This is a genomic window from Amycolatopsis sp. WAC 01416, assembly GCF_003947485.1.
GTDB lineage: Bacteria > Actinomycetota > Actinomycetes > Mycobacteriales > Pseudonocardiaceae > Amycolatopsis.
On the sequence record NZ_QHHX01000002.1, the window covers coordinates 255,846 to 272,374 of the forward strand.

The following is a 16,529-nucleotide window of genomic DNA, read 5'->3' on the forward strand; positions in this document are numbered from 1 at the left end:
GGGCGTTCGAGCGTGGATGTCGAGACGGACGGCACGGCTCCGACCCCCTCCTGAAGCGCCGGACAGCGGCGCCCCAGGAGCGAAGGAGGCCTTGCGATGAGCAAGGTGGTGCTGGACGTGTCGATGTCGCTGGACGGATTCACCGCCGGACCGAACGTGCGGGCCGACGAGCCCATGGGTGACGGCGGCGAACGACTGCACGAATGGATGGCCGGTGCAGGGCCCGACGCCCGCGTTCGCGACGAAGTGAACGCGATGGTCGGGGCGACCGTCATCGGAAGACACACCTTCGACCTCGGTCTGCGGCCGTGGGGCGGAACGCCGTGGCCCGGCGTCCCGAGCTTCGTGGTCACCCGCCGGACCAGGGAAGACCTGCTCGGCGACAACGGCGGCACGTTCGCCTTCGACGGGCTGGAGGCCGCGGTCCGCCGTGCCAAGGAAGCCGCGGAGGACAAGGACGTACTCGTGCTGGGCGCCGACGTCGCCGGGCAGCTGCTCGCCTCGGGCCTGCTCGACGAGGTCTACCTCCACCTCTCCCCGGTGGTGCTGGGGCAGGGGACCGCCGTGTTCGCCGGGCACCTTGGCGAGCTGGTCCCGCAGGGCGAACCCATCGCCGGGACCGCTACCCACCTGCGCTATCGCGTCGGGCGGCTACCACGGGAAGGCCGCACGGAGAACCGCTGAGACCGATTCGAGGTCGGTGACCATACGGTCGAGTTCGCCGGGGCTCAAGGCGTTGTACGGCGCTTCCGCGAGCTTGTCGGTCAGCGCTTCGACTCGTTCCTTCGTGGCCCGGCCGTCGGCGGTGAGCCAGCCGTCGGTTCCGACCAGGCCGCGGTCGCGCATACCGTCGACGACCGCGGTGAGCTGCGCGGCGGGGAGGTGGCCGACCCGGCCGAACTCCTTCGCGGGCATGTCGATGGACAGGGCGTGCAGCACGTGGGCCTCGGTCCCGCCGATGCCCTCGGTCACCAAAGCGACGGTGTGGCCGTCGACGCGGTGATCGCGCAGCAGGGTGGCCGCGTGCCACAGCCTGGCCACCGGCTCGCGCGGGACCGGGAGCGTGCGGACAGCGGCGTAGAGGGCGCGTCCCTCGATCGGTGCGCTGGTCGCCGCTTTCATCAGGAGGTCGCCGGCGCGCGTGACACGGGGGTCGTCGGCGAGGTCGCCGAGGATCCGCCGGATTCCGGCGACACATCCCCGCTCGCGGGCGGCCAGCGCCGCCTCCGGTGTGGTCAGCTCCCAGACCTTCGGGAGGTGGCGTGCCACCTCGCCGGGCGCGAAGTTGTAGAAGATCGCGTGGATCACCTCGGCCGGAACCGACCGGCCGAACGGCGCGGCCCGCCCGGAGAAGTAGGCGTCCCACTGATTGCGCAGGCCCAGCGCCATCAGGGCCTCGTCCGACTCGTCGGCGAAATAGGGCACCAGGCCGATGGGCTCGACCAGGTCGTACATGCGGCGGGCGACGGGTTCCGGGTGCGACATTCTCATCCCCTGTGGTCGTGGCGGCGCCCTCGTGGCGGCCGCTCACTTACTCCACGAACGGCTCATCCGGGATTCGACATCGGGCCGCGGCGGATCACCGGCACCGCCGCGCCCTCCTTTCCTTCGTCGGCCCTTCGGGATCAACGGGACCCCTCAGCCGAGTACCGAAAGCCCGTCCGCCACGACGACGCCGTCGTGCAGGACCGTGCGGTCCTTGCCGCGGTCCATCACCGCACTCGTCAGGGTCTCGCCGTCCACCAGCACCAGGTCGGCGCGGTCGCCGGCGGCCACGCCGGGCCGGTCGGCGATACCCGCGAGCCGCGGGACGTCGTGGCTCATGATCGACGCGCCGCCCATCGTGGCGACGGCCAGCGCCAGCTCGATCAGGTCGTCGCGGCGGAAGCCGTTCGTGAAGGCCAGTTGCCAGGTGCGGTCGAGCAGGTCGCAGTTGCCGTACGGGCTCCAGTAGTCCCGCTGGCCGTCCTCGCCGAGGCCGACGCGCACACCCGCGGTCGTGAGGTCCGCGAGGGACAGCTGGCCGTCGACGGACGGCGCGACGGTGGCCATCGCGATGTCCAGCTCCGCGAAGGTGTCGATCAGGCGGCGGCTCACCGACTCCGAGATCGAACCCAGTTCGTACGCGTGCGACATCGTCACCTTGCCGCGCATGTCCAGCGCGCGGACCCGTTCGATCACCAGGTCGGTCGAGAAGACGCCGAGGTGACCCGGTTCGTGCAGGTGGATGTCCACCTCGACGCCGTACTTCTCGGCGAGGCCGAACACGACGTCGAGATGTCCCTTGGGGTCCTTGTCCAGTGAGCACGGGTCGATCCCGCCGACGACCGTGGCGCCCGACCGCAGCGAGGCCTCCAGCACGTCCACGGTGCCGGGTTCGCGCAGGATCCCGGCCTGCGGGAACGCCATGATCTCGACGTCCGCGTGCTTGGCGAAGCGCTCCTTCGCGGCGAGTACGGCGTCGAGCTTCTCGAGCCGGCAGTCGACGTCCACCTGCGCGTACGTGCGCACGCGGGTGGTGCCGTTGGCGATCATCCGCTCCAGCGTCCCGGCGACGCGTTCGGGCAGCGGGACCTCGGCGTCGCGCCAGTTCTCGCGGTCGTTCAGCATCATCGCCCAGACGCCCGGCGCACCCGTATGCGGCCGGAACGGCAGGCCGATCCGGGTCGAGTCCAGGTGGACGTGCACGTCGCTGAACGACGGGAACAGCAGCCGCCCGCGCCCGTCGACCGTGCCGGGTGCCGTCGTGGCGGCCGGATCGTGCGGCCGTACCGCGGTGATCCGGCCATCGGCCACTTCGACGTCGCTGTGCTGTCCACCCCACGGGCGGACGTCACGGATCAACACGGTGAACACCCTTCTCGACGCGGTCCCTTTGGTATACCAAAGTGGGTTCGCGGGAGCAACGTCAGGTGACTCACTTGGTGTGCCGGTACGGGCGGGTGTGCCCGGTTTCCGCGTTGTGCTTGGTGATGTCGTCGATCCCCATCTTCTCGAGCCTCGGGTACTCGGTCACGTCGAACACGTTGTCCTCGCGGCGATGCGGGTAGACGTCGTGTCCCTTGCCCGGCCAGTAGGGGAAGACCACGTGCGTGTCCTTGTTGGAGTTCTTGGCGAAGGTTTCGGAGACGTAGTCCCATTTCTCCTGGACGAGCGGCTTCCGCGGGTCGTTGGGATCGTTGATCCACCCGGGCATCTTGACGTTGTTGTCCTTGAGGGTCCCTTCGAGCGTGTTGCCACCGTTCTGCTTCGCGATCTTGGTGGCCTTCTCCTCGACCGAGCCGAGGTACTCGTCATCTTCGCCGCGTTTGCGTTTCTTGGTGCCGCCGGACCAGAAGAAGTGCTTGTCCGCCTTCAAGATCTCGTCGAGTTTCGGCTTGAACTTGTCGAATTCCTCCTTCGACATCTTGTCGACGTTGATGGGAGGTTTCCTCGGGCTCCTTCGCAGCGGCGGAGGCTGCGCACTGGGGCCTGCCGGCTGGGGCCGCTGCTGACTGCCCGGCCCGGTCTTGCCGCAGGAACCGGCCAGGCCGAGCGGGTCGCCGATGAGCAGCGGCTGCTCGACATAGCCGACAGGGTTGGCCGCGGCGGCGAGTCCGAGCGGATCCTGGCTGAGATAACGCGAGGTTCGCGGGTCGTAGTACCGGAAAACGTTGTAGTGCAGCCCGGTTTCCTCGTCGCGGTGCTGGCCGGGGAACGCCAGCGGCATCGCCGCGGTGTCCGCGTCGGGCAACGGCACGCCCCAGAAACTGCTGCGGTCCTGCCAGACCAGCGCGCCGTGCTCGTCGAGCAACTCGGTCGGCGTTCCGGCCGGTGACGTGATCACGGCACGGAACACGGCGTCTTCGAGGGCGCCGGTGCGCTCGATCTGGACGACGGGACGGTCGTCGTCGTAGCGCTCCCAGGTGAAGAGCCGATAGGACTCGTCGGCGGGGTCGTAATCCATCCGCTCGACGACGTTCATCCCGCTCCACAGGAACCGGACGTCGAAGGTGAGCTCGGCTTCCCCTTCCGGCCCCAGCAGCCAGCGGCGTTTGGCGAACCGCCGCCCGAGCGGGTCGTAGTGGTAGGTCCAGAGCGCGCCGTCGGGTGTGCGCGCGGAACGCAGCCGATCGAGGTGGTCCCATTCGTAGGCGCACGACCGATCGGCGGTGACCCTGCCCCGCTCGTCATCGCTGTAGTGGGTCTCGTCGACGGCGAGGTTGCCCGCCGCGTCGTGGGTGAACCGTTCGACTCCGGCGGGCCCGCGTGCCTCGCTGACCCGGCCCGTGGGGTCGAAGGAGAGCTGCCATGGCCGGATCGCGTCGTCGACGGCGGCGAGCCTGCCGTCCGGGCGGTAGCGGTAGACACGCCGCCCGACACCCGCGATGTCCTCTTCGGCGAGCCGGTCTTCCGCGTCGAATCGCCGCCGGAGCACCACGGCGCCGTCGACGCTGCGCGTGATCTCCCGTCCGGCGGCGTCGTAGGCGAAGCCGACCTCGTGACCGGCGATCCGCAGGGAACTCGGCAGTCCCGCTTCGGTGAAGCGCCACTCACTGTCCACACCGGACGATGTGCGGCGGACGAGCGTTTCGCCGTCGTGGCGCAGGCACACGCCGAGCCCGTTGATCGTGTCGGTGACCACCTGATCGCCGTCGTGGACGAGTTCGACCCGCGACTCGGCGTTCTCGGCGACGGTCATCCTGCCGAGCGCGTCGTATTCGTACGACGTGACGTCGTCCGGGGTACGCCGGGCGACGATGTTGCCCTGAAGGTCGTAGTCGTACTCGGTCGCGTCACCCGTGCCGTTGGTCATGCGGAGCAGCCGGCCCGCCGCGTCGTAGGCGTAGCCGATTCGGCGGCCGTCGTAGTCGACCTCCTCGACGAGCCTGCCGGCGGCGTCGCGGACGTACCGCCAGACGAGGCCGTTCGGGTTGGTCACCGAGGTGAGCCGCAGCTCGCCGTCGTAGGTGTACAGCGTGCGCGCCCCCGCGGCGTCGGTCTCCTCCATGACGAGACCGAACGGGCCGTACTTGCGGCGCCGCGCGGCACCCGTCGCGTCACGGTGCTCGACGACGTGACCTTCCGCGTCGTGCACCCACGTCTCGCGACCGCCGTGCGGGCCGAGCCGCCAGGCACGGCGGCCGTCGGCCGTCCAGCCGAGCCTCGCTTCGCCGCCGGAAGCCGTGTACGTGAGACGTGGGCGGCCGAACAGGTCGCGGTCGCCGGGGCGGTCCGTCACGGGTTCGTCGTCGAGCGGATTCGGCGCGTCCGGGATGTGCACCGGCAAGCCGGTGCCCGCCAGGGTCGTGGCCGGATCGAATTCGGGGACCACCCGCTGGACATCGCCCGCGGACAGCCGGACCTCGCCGCCGGCGGCGGGTGTCAGCCGCACGGTGGAGCCCGCGGGGCGGTGGACGGCCACCAGTTCGCCGTCGTCGCCGTACTCGTAGCCGGTCTCGCGGCCGAGTTCGTCCACTTGGGACAGAAGCTCGTCGCGCCGGTTCCAGCTGTAGCGCCGGGAGTTGCCCAGCGGGTCGACCCGTTCGATCAGCTGCTTGGCGTCATTGAGGCGATACGTCCACGTGTGGCCGAGCGCGTCGGTGTGCCGGGTCGTGCCGGGCTCGTAGACGAATGTCGCGTTGTAGTAGCCGTTCGCGCCCACGGCGCGGACGCAGCGGCCGGCGTCGTCGTAGACGTACCGGTACCAGGTGCCCGTGCGGTCACGCCAGCCGACGAGGCGGTGGCCGAAGTCGTAGTCGAGTGCCATGGGGCGACCGGCGTAGTCGGTGACCGTGCTCAGCTGGCCGAGCCGGTTGTACGAGAAACTCACCAACGGCGGCTGCCCCGGAGCCCCGAGCGCGACGATCCGCCCGTTCGCGGTGCCGATCGCGAGTTCGACGCCGTCGTCACGGCGGATGCTCGCGGGCGTGCCGTCGGCCGCGTAGCCGAACTCGGTGCGGCTTCCGTTCTGTTCGATGGCCCTGAGCGGCAGGACGCCGCGGTCGCCGGCGAAGAGCAGCTCGCGATCGCCGATCGACAGCCGGTAGCCGTCCGGAGCGCGGCGCAGCCGGTGGCGCGGACCTTGCCGCGGCAAAACGGGTTCGTGGGCAGGGATGGGGTAATCCAGCACCATCCCGTCTTCGGCGTAGAACCGGATCCGGTCGCCCGCGAAGACCAACCGCTGGTCCATTGTGGACGTCCAAGATGGACCGAACCATCGGCCGGCGCCGTAGGACGACAGATGCGTGCGGGAAAGCTCCAGATCCGCCGCGTCGCCGGGCAGCGTTACGTCGACCTGGGTCATGACGACCTCACCGGTCGCGACGTCGACGGGGTCACCGCAGTAGTTCTTGGAATCCGACGACGTCGACCGGTCGCCGTTGCCGTCCTTCTTCGTGGAGTCGTTGTTGCCGCCCCGGTCGCGGGTGCCGCCGTTGCCGGTGCCGCTGGTGTTCGTCTGGTCGTTGTCGTTCTTGGTGTTGTTGCCCTTGTCGTTGGTGTTGCTGTCGCCGCCCTTGTCGCGGCCGCCACCGCCGTCGGCGCTGGAGCTGGTGGTGCTCTCGTCGTCCTTGTCCTTCATGGGGTCGATCCCGCGATCGTTCCCACCCTTGGTCTTGGGCGGCGGCGGGGCGTCCACCTTGCCGCCTTGGAGCTTGCGCAGGGCTTTGGCGGCGTCGTCGAAGAGCGTGTCGGCCTTCTTGAGCAGCGGCATCAGGCCCTTGAGCGCCTTGACGAGTTTGGTGGTGAGATCGGCGATCTTCGAGGCCGTCTTGGCGACCGCGGTCACGACCTGCGGCACCACCCACGTCAGGCCGATGCCGAGGGTGAACAGCACCTGCAGCGCCCAGCTGATGAGGTGGCCGACGAGTTCGGCGATGATGTCGCGGACGAGCGTGCGGACAGCGGCGACGACCTCGCCCGCGGTCTTGACTCCGCTCGAGGCGCCTTCGCAGCCCTTCTGCGCGGCGGTGAGCACGGTGACCGTGTCCTGGGATCGTTCGCGGTAACGGTCGGCGGCATCGCCCGCCCACGTCTGCAAGTCGGCCTTGACCAGATCGGACAGATCCGTGCCGATGGCGCCGAGTTCCTTGGCGATGTTGGACCAGGTTTCGGCCTGCGCCTTGATCTGATCCGCGTCGCCGGTCAGGGCGTCGAGCGCGTCGGAGAGCGGGCCGACGTGTTCCAGCAGCCAGCCGACGCCCGCGGCGAGGATCGAGCCGAACGGATCCATGGCCATCGACAGCGCGTCGAGAGCCGTCCCGACGGCACCCATCGCGACCGCGGCCCAGTCGCCCTTCTCGATGCCCTCTTTAAGGTCGATCGCCGATTCCAGCAGCGGGACACCGGAGTGGCCCTTGGTGGAGTCCTGACGTTCAGCGACCAGCGGATTCGCCATGTGTGCCGTCTTTCTGCCTCGGGACCCTCGCCGACTGGGCAGCTGATTTCTACCACCGCCGCGGTCCGGTGCCCCCGTGCGGAAAGGATCTTTGTCCGCCCGCCGGGAGGACGACCCCTATGGGCAGGGTCTTGCAAGTTCTGCGATGTGGAAGTTAACCTCCGCAGATTGAAATTTCCCGCATCGCTCGCTTCGACGGAGAGGCGGATCCATGGTGAAGAGGACGCAGGCCGAACCGGCGGCAGGCGGCAGGCCCGAGGACGAACGGCTCGGGATCGGCAAGAGTTTCACTTACGGCATCCAGCACGTCCTGACGATGTACGGCGGGATCATCGCGCCGCCCCTGATCATCGGCGGCGCCGCGGGCGTTTCGACGGCCGAGATCGGGCTGCTCGTCGCGTCCTGCCTGTTCATCGGCGGCTTGGCGACGATCCTGCAGTCGTTCGGCGTCCCCTTCTTCGGCTCCCGGCTGCCGCTGGTCCAGGGCACCTCCTTCGCGGGCGTGGCGACGATGACCGCGATCGTGGCCGACGGCGGGCTGCCCGCCGTGTTCGGCTCCGTGATCGCGTCCGCGCTGCTCGGCCTGCTCATCACGCCGGTGTTCTCCCGGCTGGTGAAGTACTTCCCGCCGGTCGTCACCGGGACGGTGATCACCGTGATCGGGCTCAGCCTGATGCCGGTCGCGGCCCAGTGGGCGATGGGCAACAACACCAAGTCGCCGGAGTTCGGCTCGGTCTCCAACATCGGGCTGGCCGCGATGACGCTGGCGATCGTGCTGCTGCTCAGCAAGGTCGCCGTCCCGGCCATCTCCCGGCTCTCGATCCTCCTGTCGATCGTGGTGGGCACCGTGCTGGCCGCCGTACTGGGCAAGGCCGACTTCTCCCGGGTCTGGGACGGCCCGATCTTCGCGGTGCCGGCCCCGTTCGGTTTCGGCGCGCCGACCTTCGACGTCGCCGCGATCGTGTCGATGTTCATCGTCGTGCTCGTGACCCTCACCGAGACCACGGCCGACATGCTCGCGGTGGGGGAGATCGTCGGCACCCGGGTCGGCAAACGCCGGATCGGCGACGGGCTGCGCGCCGACATGGCGTCCTCGGCGATCGCGCCGGTCTTCAACGGGTTCATGCAGAGCGCGTTCGCCCAGAACGTCGGCCTCGTCGCGATCACCGGCGTCAGGAGCCGGTTCGTGGTGACCGCGGGCGGCGTGATCCTGCTGGTCCTCGGCATGCTCCCGGTACTCGGCAGGGTGGTCGCCGCGATCCCGTACCCGGTGCTGGGCGGGGCGGGCCTCGTGCTGTTCGGCACGGTCGCGGCGTCCGGGATCAGGACACTGTCCAAAGTGGACTACAACGGGAACATGAACCTGGTGATCGTCGCGGCTTCGGTCGGGCTGGGCATGGTCCCGATCGCGGCGCCGGAGTTCTACCACCACTTCCCGGCGTGGGTCGGCACCATCTTCCACTCGGGGATCAGCTCCGCCGCGCTCATGGCCGTCGTGCTGAACCTGCTGTTCAATCACCTGAAGCCGGGCAAGGGCCGCGACCCGTCGGTGTTCGCGACGGCGACCAGGGTGATCGACTACTCCGATCTCAAGGCCTTCTCGCGGCTCAAGGACGGCGACCGGATCGTCGACGGCAAGATCGTGGACGCCGACGGCAATCCGGTTCCGGTGCGGGACGCGGACGGCAAGCCCGTGCCCTACCGGATCGGCTCCGAACCCGAAGGGCACTGACGCGACCGGGCACGGTGGGCGAGTTCGCCGTCGCCTGCCGCCCCGTTACGGCTCGACTGGTGCCCCCAATGTGGCATTGGGGACGCTCGGTGTCCCCAATGCCACATTGGGGGCACCCTGGCCCGGCCGGTCGAAGCGGAGCCGGTGGTGGGATGTGTCGGATATCACTCGCTGCTCCCCGCGGGCGAACCGCGCGACCTCTCGCCGCCGCCCGACCGGAACCCTCCGAGCGCGGCTCCGCCCCTGACGCAGGGTCACGGTCAAGCCCGAAGACGTCGAAAATCGGCGATCCGACCCGCCCGGCGACCCGCCGAGGGTGCCGTTGACCAGGCGATCTGTATTAATTTGGGACGGCGACGTGTGCATCGCGGCAAGACCTGCGACAATAGACGGCGAGATCGGGGCATCGAATGGGCTCAGACTCGCTATGAAGAGCAGGTAGAAAAGTATGGCTCAGGGCAGCGTTAAGTGGTTCAACGGCGAAAAGGGCTTCGGCTTCATCGCTCAGGACGACGGCGGACCGGACGTTTTCGTGCACTACTCGGAGATCCAGGGCAGCGGTTTCAAGTCCCTGGACGAAGGGCAGCGCGTCGAGTTCGAGATCGGCCAAGGTCAGAAGGGCCCGCAGGCCCAGCGCGTCGTCGCCATCTGACTTTCTTCACACCGAAGGCCCCCATCCGTACCGGGTGGGGGCCTTCGGGCGTTTCGGGTACCGATATCGTCCAAGCATGCTTGTGATCGTTCGTGAGCAGTCGTGCGGCCGGACGCGGTGAGCCGCACCGCCCTGGAGCCCGAGCAGGTCGGGCGGAAGGTGCGGTTGCGCGAGGTCGGTCTCCGCGACCGCCGGGTCCTGATGGGGTTCGACCGTGACATGGCCCGTGAGGCGACGCCGCTGGTCGGCGGCGGACACCGGCACTGGGCCTCACACCGTTCGGGATCCTCGGGCGACGACATCCACTTCGGGATCGAGACGGTGCGCGGCCGGATGCTGGTCGGGTCGGTCTGCACCATCGGCGCCGACCCGGTGACCGGCCGGTTCGGCTACGGCATCGGGATCGCCCCTCGTCACCAGCGCTGCGGCTACGCCACGGACGCCATCACCGTCCTTTTGGCGCATATGTTCGGCAGGCGCGGTTTCCGCAAATGCGAGGTCACCGTGTACGGCGGCAATCTCGCGTCGCTTTCGCTGCACGGCGGGCTCGGCTTCCGCGAGGAAGGCAGGCTGCGCGACACCGAGGTGGTGCGCGGCGAGATCAAGTACCTCGTGCGGATGGGCATCACCGCCGAGGAGTTCGCCGCCCGCCCTTCGGACGACCTGAGTGAACTCGGCAGGCGCGGCCAGCACCGGCGGCCCCGTCGCGGCAAGCACTGGCGCACGCCCGCCGCGGTCAGCGGCTGATCATCCCGGACTCGTAGGCGAAGACGACGGCCTGGACGCGGTCGCGGAGGCCGAGTTTCGTGAGGATCCGGCCGACGTGCGTCTTCACCGTCCCCGGCGAGAGGTACAGCAATCCGGCGATCTCGGCGTTGGACAGGCCGCGCGCCAGCTGCTGGAGCACCTCGTGTTCGCGTCCGGTGAGCAGCGCGAGCCTGTCGTCCGGTGGCGACGTGGGCAGGCCGGTGACGACGCGGTCGAGCAGCCGCCGGGTGACGGTGGGCGCGAGGGTGGCCTCGCCGTCGGCGACCACGCGGACGCCGGCGAGCAGATCCGGTGCCAGCGAGTCCTTGAGCAGGAAGCCGCTCGCGCCCGCCTGGAGCGCGGCGTAGACGTATTCGTCCAGGTCGAAGGTGGTCAGCACCAGTACACGGGTGCGATAGGCCGCGGCGATCGCGGCGGTGGCCTCGACGCCGTCCATTTCGGGCATCCGGATGTCCATGAGCACGACGTCGGGATCGAGCTCAGCCACCAGCGCGACGGCCTCCGCGCCGTCACCCGCCTCGCCGACGACGTCGATGTCGTCCGCGTTGTCCAGGATCATCCGCAGGCCGGTGCGCACGAGCGCCTGGTCGTCGGCGATGACCACCCGGATCGTCATGACGGCAGGGACGCGCGGACGGCGAAGCCGCGGCCAGGCCGTGGTCCCGCTTCGAAGGTGCCGCCCAGTACGTTCACTCGCTCCCGCATCCCTTCGAGGCCGTGCCCGGTGCCGGACGGCGCTTCCGCCGCGACGCCGTCGTCGGTCACCTCGATCTCCAGTGTCCCGGGCTCGTACCGCATCACGATAGTCACCGCCGCGTCCGGACCGGCGTGTTTCAGCACGTTCGTCAGCGACTCCTGCACGATCCGGTAGACCGCCAGGTCCACTGTGGACGAAAGTGGCCGGGGTTCCCCTTCGACGCGGAACCCGACCGGCGTGCCCGCGGACCGGATGTCGGCGGCCAGCCGCGGCAGGCGTTCCGCACCGGGCCGGGGTTCCCAGTCCGGCTCGTCCTGGCCGAGCGCGCCGAGCAGCCGCCGGATCTCGCTCAACGCGGTCCGCCCGGTGTCGACGATGGCGTCCAGCGCCTCCCGCGATCGCTCGGGCCGCCGGTCCAGTTCCGCCTGGGCGCCCTGCGCCTGCAGGACCACCACGGAAAGCGCGTGCGCGACGACGTCGTGCAGTTCGCGGCTGATCCGGCCGCGTTCGGCGGCCACGGCCAGCGCGGCCTGGGTGTCGCGCTCGCGTTCGAGATCGGCGGCCCGCTGTTCCAGCACCGACAGCCGGATCCGGCGCTGCCGCGTGTTCAGCCCGGCCAGCCACGCCACTCCGAGCGACAGGCCGATAGCCGGAAAACCGCCCCAATCCTGCACTTGGTCGTCGTCGGCATCGGTGGCGACCGGCGCCAGCGGATCGATGATGATGATCCGCGGCGGCGTCGGGACCGGTGTCCGCGTGTTCGCTTCGGAGGCATAGAAGGACCACGCTCCGGCGACGAACAGTCCGGCCGCCAGCAGACCCAGCGAACGCCGGCGCGATCCCCAGGCCGCGACGGAGAAGAGGCCGATCAACGCCACGACGTCGACGGGTTTGAGATCGTTGCCCATCGCCAGATGCAGCAGCGAGACCGTGCCCCCGGCCGCGAAGGTGATCGTGGGATTCCGGTGCCGGACGAGCAAAGAAGCCAAGGCCACCAAGGAGGCAACCCACCACTCGAAGCCCTCCGGGTCATCGGCCGTGACCACAGTGGACAGTCCGATGAGGAGGGTCAGGCCGCGGTCGACGGCTCTCGGGTGATTCCTGAGGAAGGCCGGCACCAGTCGAGCGTAATCCCGTATCGGGCGGCGCGGATCCCTCTTACGGCAGACCCCGGGATACACCTTACGACAGACGCGAGAATACGTCGGCGGGCTCCAGGATGGATGAAGGAAGATCCTCGACAGAAACGGAACCCTCATGAGAAGGCTTCTCGTCGCACTGCTCGCCCTCGCCGGCATGGCGGCCATGGCGAGTCCGGCCGCGGCGGCCCCGCGACTGACGTTGCCACCGCCGACCGGCTCGCATCTCCTCGGTTCCACCGACCTGCACCTCGTCGACACTTCGCGCAAGGATCCGTGGGTGCCGTCCGGGCCGCGCGAGCTGATGGTGTCGATGTTCTATCCGGCGCTGCTGCCGATCGGCCCGAAGCGGCCGTACCTCACCTTCGCCGAGGCCAAGGCGTTCCTGACCGAATCGGGTCTGCCCGACATCGACCCCGGCCTGGTCTCCGGGATCCGGACCAGCGCCAGGGTCGACGCCCCGGCCCGGCCGGGAAAGCGCGCGCTCGTCGTCCTGTCGCCGGGATTCGGCAAACCGCGCACGACGCTCACCGGGCTCGCGGAAGAGCTGGCGAGCAAGGGGTTCGTCGTCGCGCTGATCGGTCACAACCACGAGTCCCACGGCACCGCTTTCCCGGACGGCCACGTCACCGAATGCGCGGCGTGCGGCTCGGACTCGAAACTGCTGCCGCCGATCCGTTCCGCGGACGTCTCGTTCGTCCTCGACACGCTGACCAGGCCTTCGTCACCCTGGTCGCGGCTGATCGACCGGACCCGCATCGGCATGGCGGGGCATTCCATCGGCGGGTACAGCACGCCGACCGCGATGGTCGACGACCGGCGGATCCGTGCGGGCGCCGACCTGGACGGCAGGCTGTGGTCGCCGATCCCCGCGTCCGGGATCGACCGGCCGTTCCTGCTGCTCGGTCGCGAGAGCGAGTACACCCCGGCCGGTCCGGACACGACGTGGGCGGGCAGCTGGCCGAACCTCACCGGTTGGAAGCGCTGGATCAGCGTCGCGGCGGCGGGGCACGCGTCCTTCACCGACGTCGGCGTGCTCGGTGAGCAGCTCGGCCTCAGCCAGCCCGGTCTGCTCGGTGGCGAGCGCGGCATGGAGCTGACCAGGGCGTACGTCTCCGCGTTCTTCGACAAGAACTTGCGCGGCGGGCATCAGCCGCTGCTCGACGGGCCGGTGGCGAGCAACCCCGAGATCAAGTTCTGGAACTAGGCCGTGTGGTCTTCGGAGAGCTCCCAGAGCCGCGCGGCCTCACCGGCATCGATCGCATACGGGCGCACGCCCACCCACTCGCCCTCTTCGGCGGCGACTTCGGCGACCTCGGCGACGTCACAGTCCTCGCAGTAGAGCCCGCCCATCCCGTCGAGCAGTGGTGACGTCGCCGCCCAGACCTGCGTGGCCGCGCCCTGCTCCGGCGACTTGAAGCTCGGGTCGGCCAGGTCGCCGTGCTCGTCGATCCAGCCGCGCTCGACCATCTCCTCCTGTCGCAGATGCCGTTGCAGGGGAGTGAGGATGGCACCCGGATGCAGGCTGAACGCGCGGATCCCGTGTTCGGCGCCGAGCGTGTCCAGCCGCACCGCGAACAGCACGTTCGCCGTCTTGGCCTGGCCGTAGGCGAGCCACCGGTCGTAGCCGCGCTCGAACTGGACGTCGTCCCAGCGCATCGGCGAGGAATGGTGACCGGCGGAGGACACCGTGACGACGCGCGCGCCGTCCGCCGCCCTCAGGGCGGGCCAAAGCCGGTTCACCAGGGCGTGGTGACCGAGGTGGCAGATCGCGAAATGCGACTCCCAGCCGGAGCCGACCCGCCGTTCCGGCGCGGCCATGATCCCGGCGTTCGCGATCAGCAGATCGATCGGGCGCCGGGTGCCGAGGAACCCGCGGGCGAAGGCCTCGACGCTGGTCAGGTCGGCGAGGTCGAGCTCGCCGACCTCGGTGCCGGGGAAGCCGCCGAGCGCGGCCTCGGCGTCGGCCGGACGACGGGCGGGGACGACCACGTGCGCGCCCGCGTTCGCCAAGGCACGCGTGGTTTCCAGCCCCAGCCCCGAATATCCGCCGGTGACGACGGCGACCTTGCCCGAAAGGTCGATCCCGCTCAGTACTTCCCCGGCGGTGCTGCGCGCGCCGAAGCCGGACCCGATCTTGTGCTGTGAGGTACTCATGGGGCGGACGCTAGGAGCTAGAGGGCGCTCTAGGACAAGCGCTATCGTCGGCGAGGTGACGGAACTCGCGATCGGCAAGGTCACCGACCGGACGGGCCTCAGCGTGCACGCGCTTCGCTTCTACGAGAAGGAAGGACTGCTCGCGGCGCCGGTGAAACGGGACGCGAACGGCCGCCGCGTGTACACCGAACACGACGTCGAATGGCTGCTGAACTGCACGAAATTCCGGGCGTCCGGAATGCCGCTCGCCACCATTCGCGCCTTCGCCGAACTCGTCCGGCAGGGGCCGGGAAACGAGGAAAAGCGGCTGGAGCTGCTCCGGGACCATCAGAACACCGTCCGCGACCGGATCGCCGAGCTGGCCGACTGCCTGGAACTGATCAGCCGAAAGGTCGAGATCTACGAGGAACATGTCGCGCGCGGGACGGCGAACGAGCTCTGGCGTTAGCCGTCACGTTTCGTGCGGCGGCTCCGTCCCAGGGGTATGACGACGCAGCTCACGAGGTTCACCGACCAGAAGACAATCCTGCTGAAGACCTTCAAACGGGACGGGACGCCCATCGGGACGCCGGTCAACATCGCCGTCGAAGGGGATCACGCGTACATCCGAACATATGACGCGGCGTGGAAGGCCAAGCGACTGCGGAACGATCCGCGGATCGAGATCGCCCCTTCGACGTTCCGCGGCACCCCGACAGGGGAGGCCGTGCGCGGGCGGGTTCGCCTGCTCGACGGTGCCGAGGCCAGGCACGCGGCCGATCTCCTGGCCAGGAAGCACCGGCTCCTGCACGGCTTCCTCGTCCCGCTCGCGCACCGGCTGAAGAAGTACAAGACGCTTCATTACGAAGTCAGGCTCGACACTTAGCAGGGTCCACAATGGACAGACTTTGCCACCCGATCGGTGCAACGTTTCGCCTGGCGACGGGCAGGAGTGACCCCTAAGCTTTGCCGCTCGTGACCTGCGAGGTGAGGCGATGAGGTCCTTCGGCGCGATGGATCCGGTCAAGACGGCGATCGCCGGTCTCGCCACGATGGCCCTCGGGATGGCGGCGGCGCTGAACGCCGACGCCCTGCCGGTGATCGGCGGGGGCGTCACCTATTCCGCCGAATTCTCCGACGCGGGCGGGCTGCGCGTGGACAACGACGTCCGGATCGCCGGCGTGAAGGTCGGCAAGGTGTCCGAGATCGACCTCGAAGGCGATCGCGTGCTCATCTCCTTCCGGGTGAAGGACGCCTGGGTCGGCGACGCGACGAGCGCGTCCATTCAGATCAAGAACGTCCTGGGGCAGAAGTATTTGGCGCTCGATCCGCGCGGCGAAGCGGTCCTCGATCCGGGCGATCCGATCCCGCTGCGGCGGACCACCGCGCCGTACGACGTCCTTGAAGCGTTTCGGGATCTGTCGAAAACCGTCGACGCGATCGACGTCGATCAGCTCGCGAAAAGCTTCGACACGATTTCGGCGACCTTCGCCGATACGCCGTCCGACGTCCGCGCCGCGCTCGACGGGATCTCGAAGCTCTCCGGCACCATCGCCTCCCGCGACCGGCAACTCCGGACGTTGGTCGCGAACACGCGGCAGGTCTCGCAGACCCTCGTCGACCGCGACGCCGAGGTCCAGCGGCTCGTCCAGGACGGCAACGCGCTGCTACGCGCGATCTCCACCCGGCAGCAGGCGATCAAGGACCTGCTCGACGGCTCGAAACGGCTCGCGACCGCGCTCGACGGCATCATCGCCGACAACGACGGACAACTCGGCCCGGTGCTCGAACAACTCGACCGGCTGACGTCGATGCTGCAGCGCAACCAGGATTCGCTGGCCAAGGGGATCGCCGCGTTCGCGCCGGCGATCCGGGTGCTGACGAACGTCGCGGGCAACGGGCGCTGGATCGACGGCTACCTGTGCGGGCTCGTCCTGCCCACCTTCGGCCCGCTCAACGAAAAGGGCTGTTTCGACAAGTGAGGGTTCGAGGGCTAAGTCGTGACTCGCGTGATCAGAGGCGCAACT

General features: G+C 69.2%; 14 protein-coding genes. 8 read left to right on the top strand and 6 right to left on the bottom strand.

Going from position 1 to position 16,529, the window contains the following annotated elements:
- The first annotated feature begins 96 nt into the window (after positions 1-96).
- Positions 97-684, top strand: coding sequence for a dihydrofolate reductase family protein (locus DL990_RS05465; RefSeq protein ID WP_125798077.1), 588 nt, complete (start codon positions 97-99; stop codon positions 682-684).
- On the opposite strand, the gene DL990_RS05470 is transcribed toward DL990_RS05465, so the two are convergent.
- The 3 genes from DL990_RS05470 to DL990_RS05480 form a co-directional block, all read right to left on the bottom strand.
- Complete coding sequence (locus DL990_RS05470) at positions 652-1,485, bottom strand: MarR family transcriptional regulator (protein ID WP_233620402.1); 834 nt, start codon at positions 1,483-1,485, stop codon at positions 652-654. The two genes, DL990_RS05465 and DL990_RS05470, sit on opposite strands and share 33 nt — an antisense overlap.
- 153 nt (positions 1,486-1,638) lie before the next feature.
- Complete coding sequence (locus DL990_RS05475; RefSeq protein WP_125798079.1) at positions 1,639-2,847, bottom strand: amidohydrolase family protein; 1,209 nt, start codon at positions 2,845-2,847, stop codon at positions 1,639-1,641.
- A gap of 70 nt (positions 2,848-2,917) precedes the next feature.
- The gene (locus tag DL990_RS05480; RefSeq protein ID WP_125798080.1) at positions 2,918-7,378 is read right to left on the bottom strand and encodes a DUF6531 domain-containing protein; all 4,461 of its coding nucleotides are present in this window, start codon (positions 7,376-7,378) and stop codon (positions 2,918-2,920) included.
- A gap of 211 nt (positions 7,379-7,589) precedes the next feature.
- Between DL990_RS05480 and DL990_RS05485 the strand changes: the two genes are divergently transcribed.
- From DL990_RS05485 to DL990_RS05495, 3 genes are all read left to right on the top strand, one after another.
- Complete coding sequence (locus DL990_RS05485; protein WP_125798081.1) at positions 7,590-9,110, top strand: nucleobase:cation symporter-2 family protein; 1,521 nt, start codon at positions 7,590-7,592, stop codon at positions 9,108-9,110.
- A gap of 448 nt (positions 9,111-9,558) precedes the next feature.
- Positions 9,559-9,762, top strand: coding sequence for a cold-shock protein (locus DL990_RS05490; protein ID WP_005149851.1), 204 nt, complete (start codon positions 9,559-9,561; stop codon positions 9,760-9,762).
- A gap of 102 nt (positions 9,763-9,864) precedes the next feature.
- On the top strand, positions 9,865-10,509 hold the full coding sequence (locus DL990_RS05495; protein ID WP_125787363.1) for a GNAT family N-acetyltransferase: 645 nt from the start codon (positions 9,865-9,867) through the stop codon (positions 10,507-10,509).
- Here the strand turns inward: DL990_RS05495 and DL990_RS05500 are convergent.
- On the bottom strand, positions 10,499-11,146 hold the full coding sequence (locus DL990_RS05500) for a response regulator transcription factor (RefSeq protein ID WP_125787364.1): 648 nt from the start codon (positions 11,144-11,146) through the stop codon (positions 10,499-10,501). The two genes, DL990_RS05495 and DL990_RS05500, sit on opposite strands and share 11 nt — an antisense overlap.
- Positions 11,143-12,345: a sensor histidine kinase gene (locus DL990_RS05505; protein WP_125798082.1), complete on the bottom strand. Its 1,203-nt coding sequence runs from the start codon at positions 12,343-12,345 to the stop codon at positions 11,143-11,145. The genes DL990_RS05500 and DL990_RS05505 overlap by 4 nt, the downstream gene beginning before the upstream one ends.
- Positions 12,346-12,484: 139 nt before the next feature.
- Between DL990_RS05505 and DL990_RS05510 the strand changes: the two genes are divergently transcribed.
- Entirely contained in the window at positions 12,485-13,573 is a 1,089-nt protein-coding gene (locus DL990_RS05510; protein WP_125798083.1) for an alpha/beta hydrolase, read from the top strand.
- On the opposite strand, the gene DL990_RS05515 is transcribed toward DL990_RS05510, so the two are convergent.
- A complete protein-coding gene (locus tag DL990_RS05515; protein ID WP_125798084.1) occupies positions 13,570-14,523 on the bottom strand; it encodes an SDR family NAD(P)-dependent oxidoreductase in 954 nt (317 codons plus the stop codon). The genes DL990_RS05510 and DL990_RS05515 overlap by 4 nt on opposite strands.
- Positions 14,524-14,578: 55 nt before the next feature.
- On the opposite strand from DL990_RS05515, the gene DL990_RS05520 reads away from it, so the two are divergent.
- From DL990_RS05520 to DL990_RS05530, 3 genes are all read left to right on the top strand, one after another.
- Positions 14,579-14,971: a MerR family transcriptional regulator gene (locus DL990_RS05520; protein ID WP_125787368.1), complete on the top strand. Its 393-nt coding sequence runs from the start codon at positions 14,579-14,581 to the stop codon at positions 14,969-14,971.
- 36 nt (positions 14,972-15,007) lie between these two features.
- Positions 15,008-15,388, top strand: a complete 381-nt coding sequence (locus DL990_RS05525) for a PPOX class F420-dependent oxidoreductase (protein ID WP_125798085.1) — start codon at positions 15,008-15,010, stop codon at positions 15,386-15,388.
- Between the two features lie 109 nt (positions 15,389-15,497).
- Entirely contained in the window at positions 15,498-16,484 is a 987-nt protein-coding gene (locus DL990_RS05530) for an MCE family protein (protein WP_125798086.1), read from the top strand.
- Positions 16,485-16,529: the final 45 nt, after the last annotated feature.

What these genes read in the sequence shown, in the direction of transcription:
- DL990_RS05530 (WP_125798086.1), top strand. Translation starts at nt 15,498, where the DNA reads ATGAGGTCCTTCGGCGCGATGGATCCGGTCAAGACGGCGATCGCCGGT.
- DL990_RS05515 (WP_125798084.1), bottom strand. Translation starts at nt 14,523, where the DNA reads ATGAGTACCTCACAGCACAAGATCGGGTCCGGCTTCGGCGCGCGCAGC.
- DL990_RS05510 (WP_125798083.1), top strand. Translation starts at nt 12,485, where the DNA reads ATGAGAAGGCTTCTCGTCGCACTGCTCGCCCTCGCCGGCATGGCGGCC.
- DL990_RS05470 (WP_233620402.1), bottom strand. Translation starts at nt 1,485, where the DNA reads ATGTCGCACCCGGAACCCGTCGCCCGCCGCATGTACGACCTGGTCGAG.
- DL990_RS05465 (WP_125798077.1), top strand. Translation starts at nt 97, where the DNA reads ATGAGCAAGGTGGTGCTGGACGTGTCGATGTCGCTGGACGGATTCACC.
- DL990_RS05480 (WP_125798080.1), bottom strand. Translation starts at nt 7,378, where the DNA reads ATGGCGAATCCGCTGGTCGCTGAACGTCAGGACTCCACCAAGGGCCAC.
- DL990_RS05485 (WP_125798081.1), top strand. Translation starts at nt 7,590, where the DNA reads ATGGTGAAGAGGACGCAGGCCGAACCGGCGGCAGGCGGCAGGCCCGAG.
- DL990_RS05525 (WP_125798085.1), top strand. Translation starts at nt 15,008, where the DNA reads ATGACGACGCAGCTCACGAGGTTCACCGACCAGAAGACAATCCTGCTG.
- DL990_RS05500 (WP_125787364.1), bottom strand. Translation starts at nt 11,146, where the DNA reads ATGACGATCCGGGTGGTCATCGCCGACGACCAGGCGCTCGTGCGCACC.
- DL990_RS05490 (WP_005149851.1), top strand. Translation starts at nt 9,559, where the DNA reads ATGGCTCAGGGCAGCGTTAAGTGGTTCAACGGCGAAAAGGGCTTCGGC.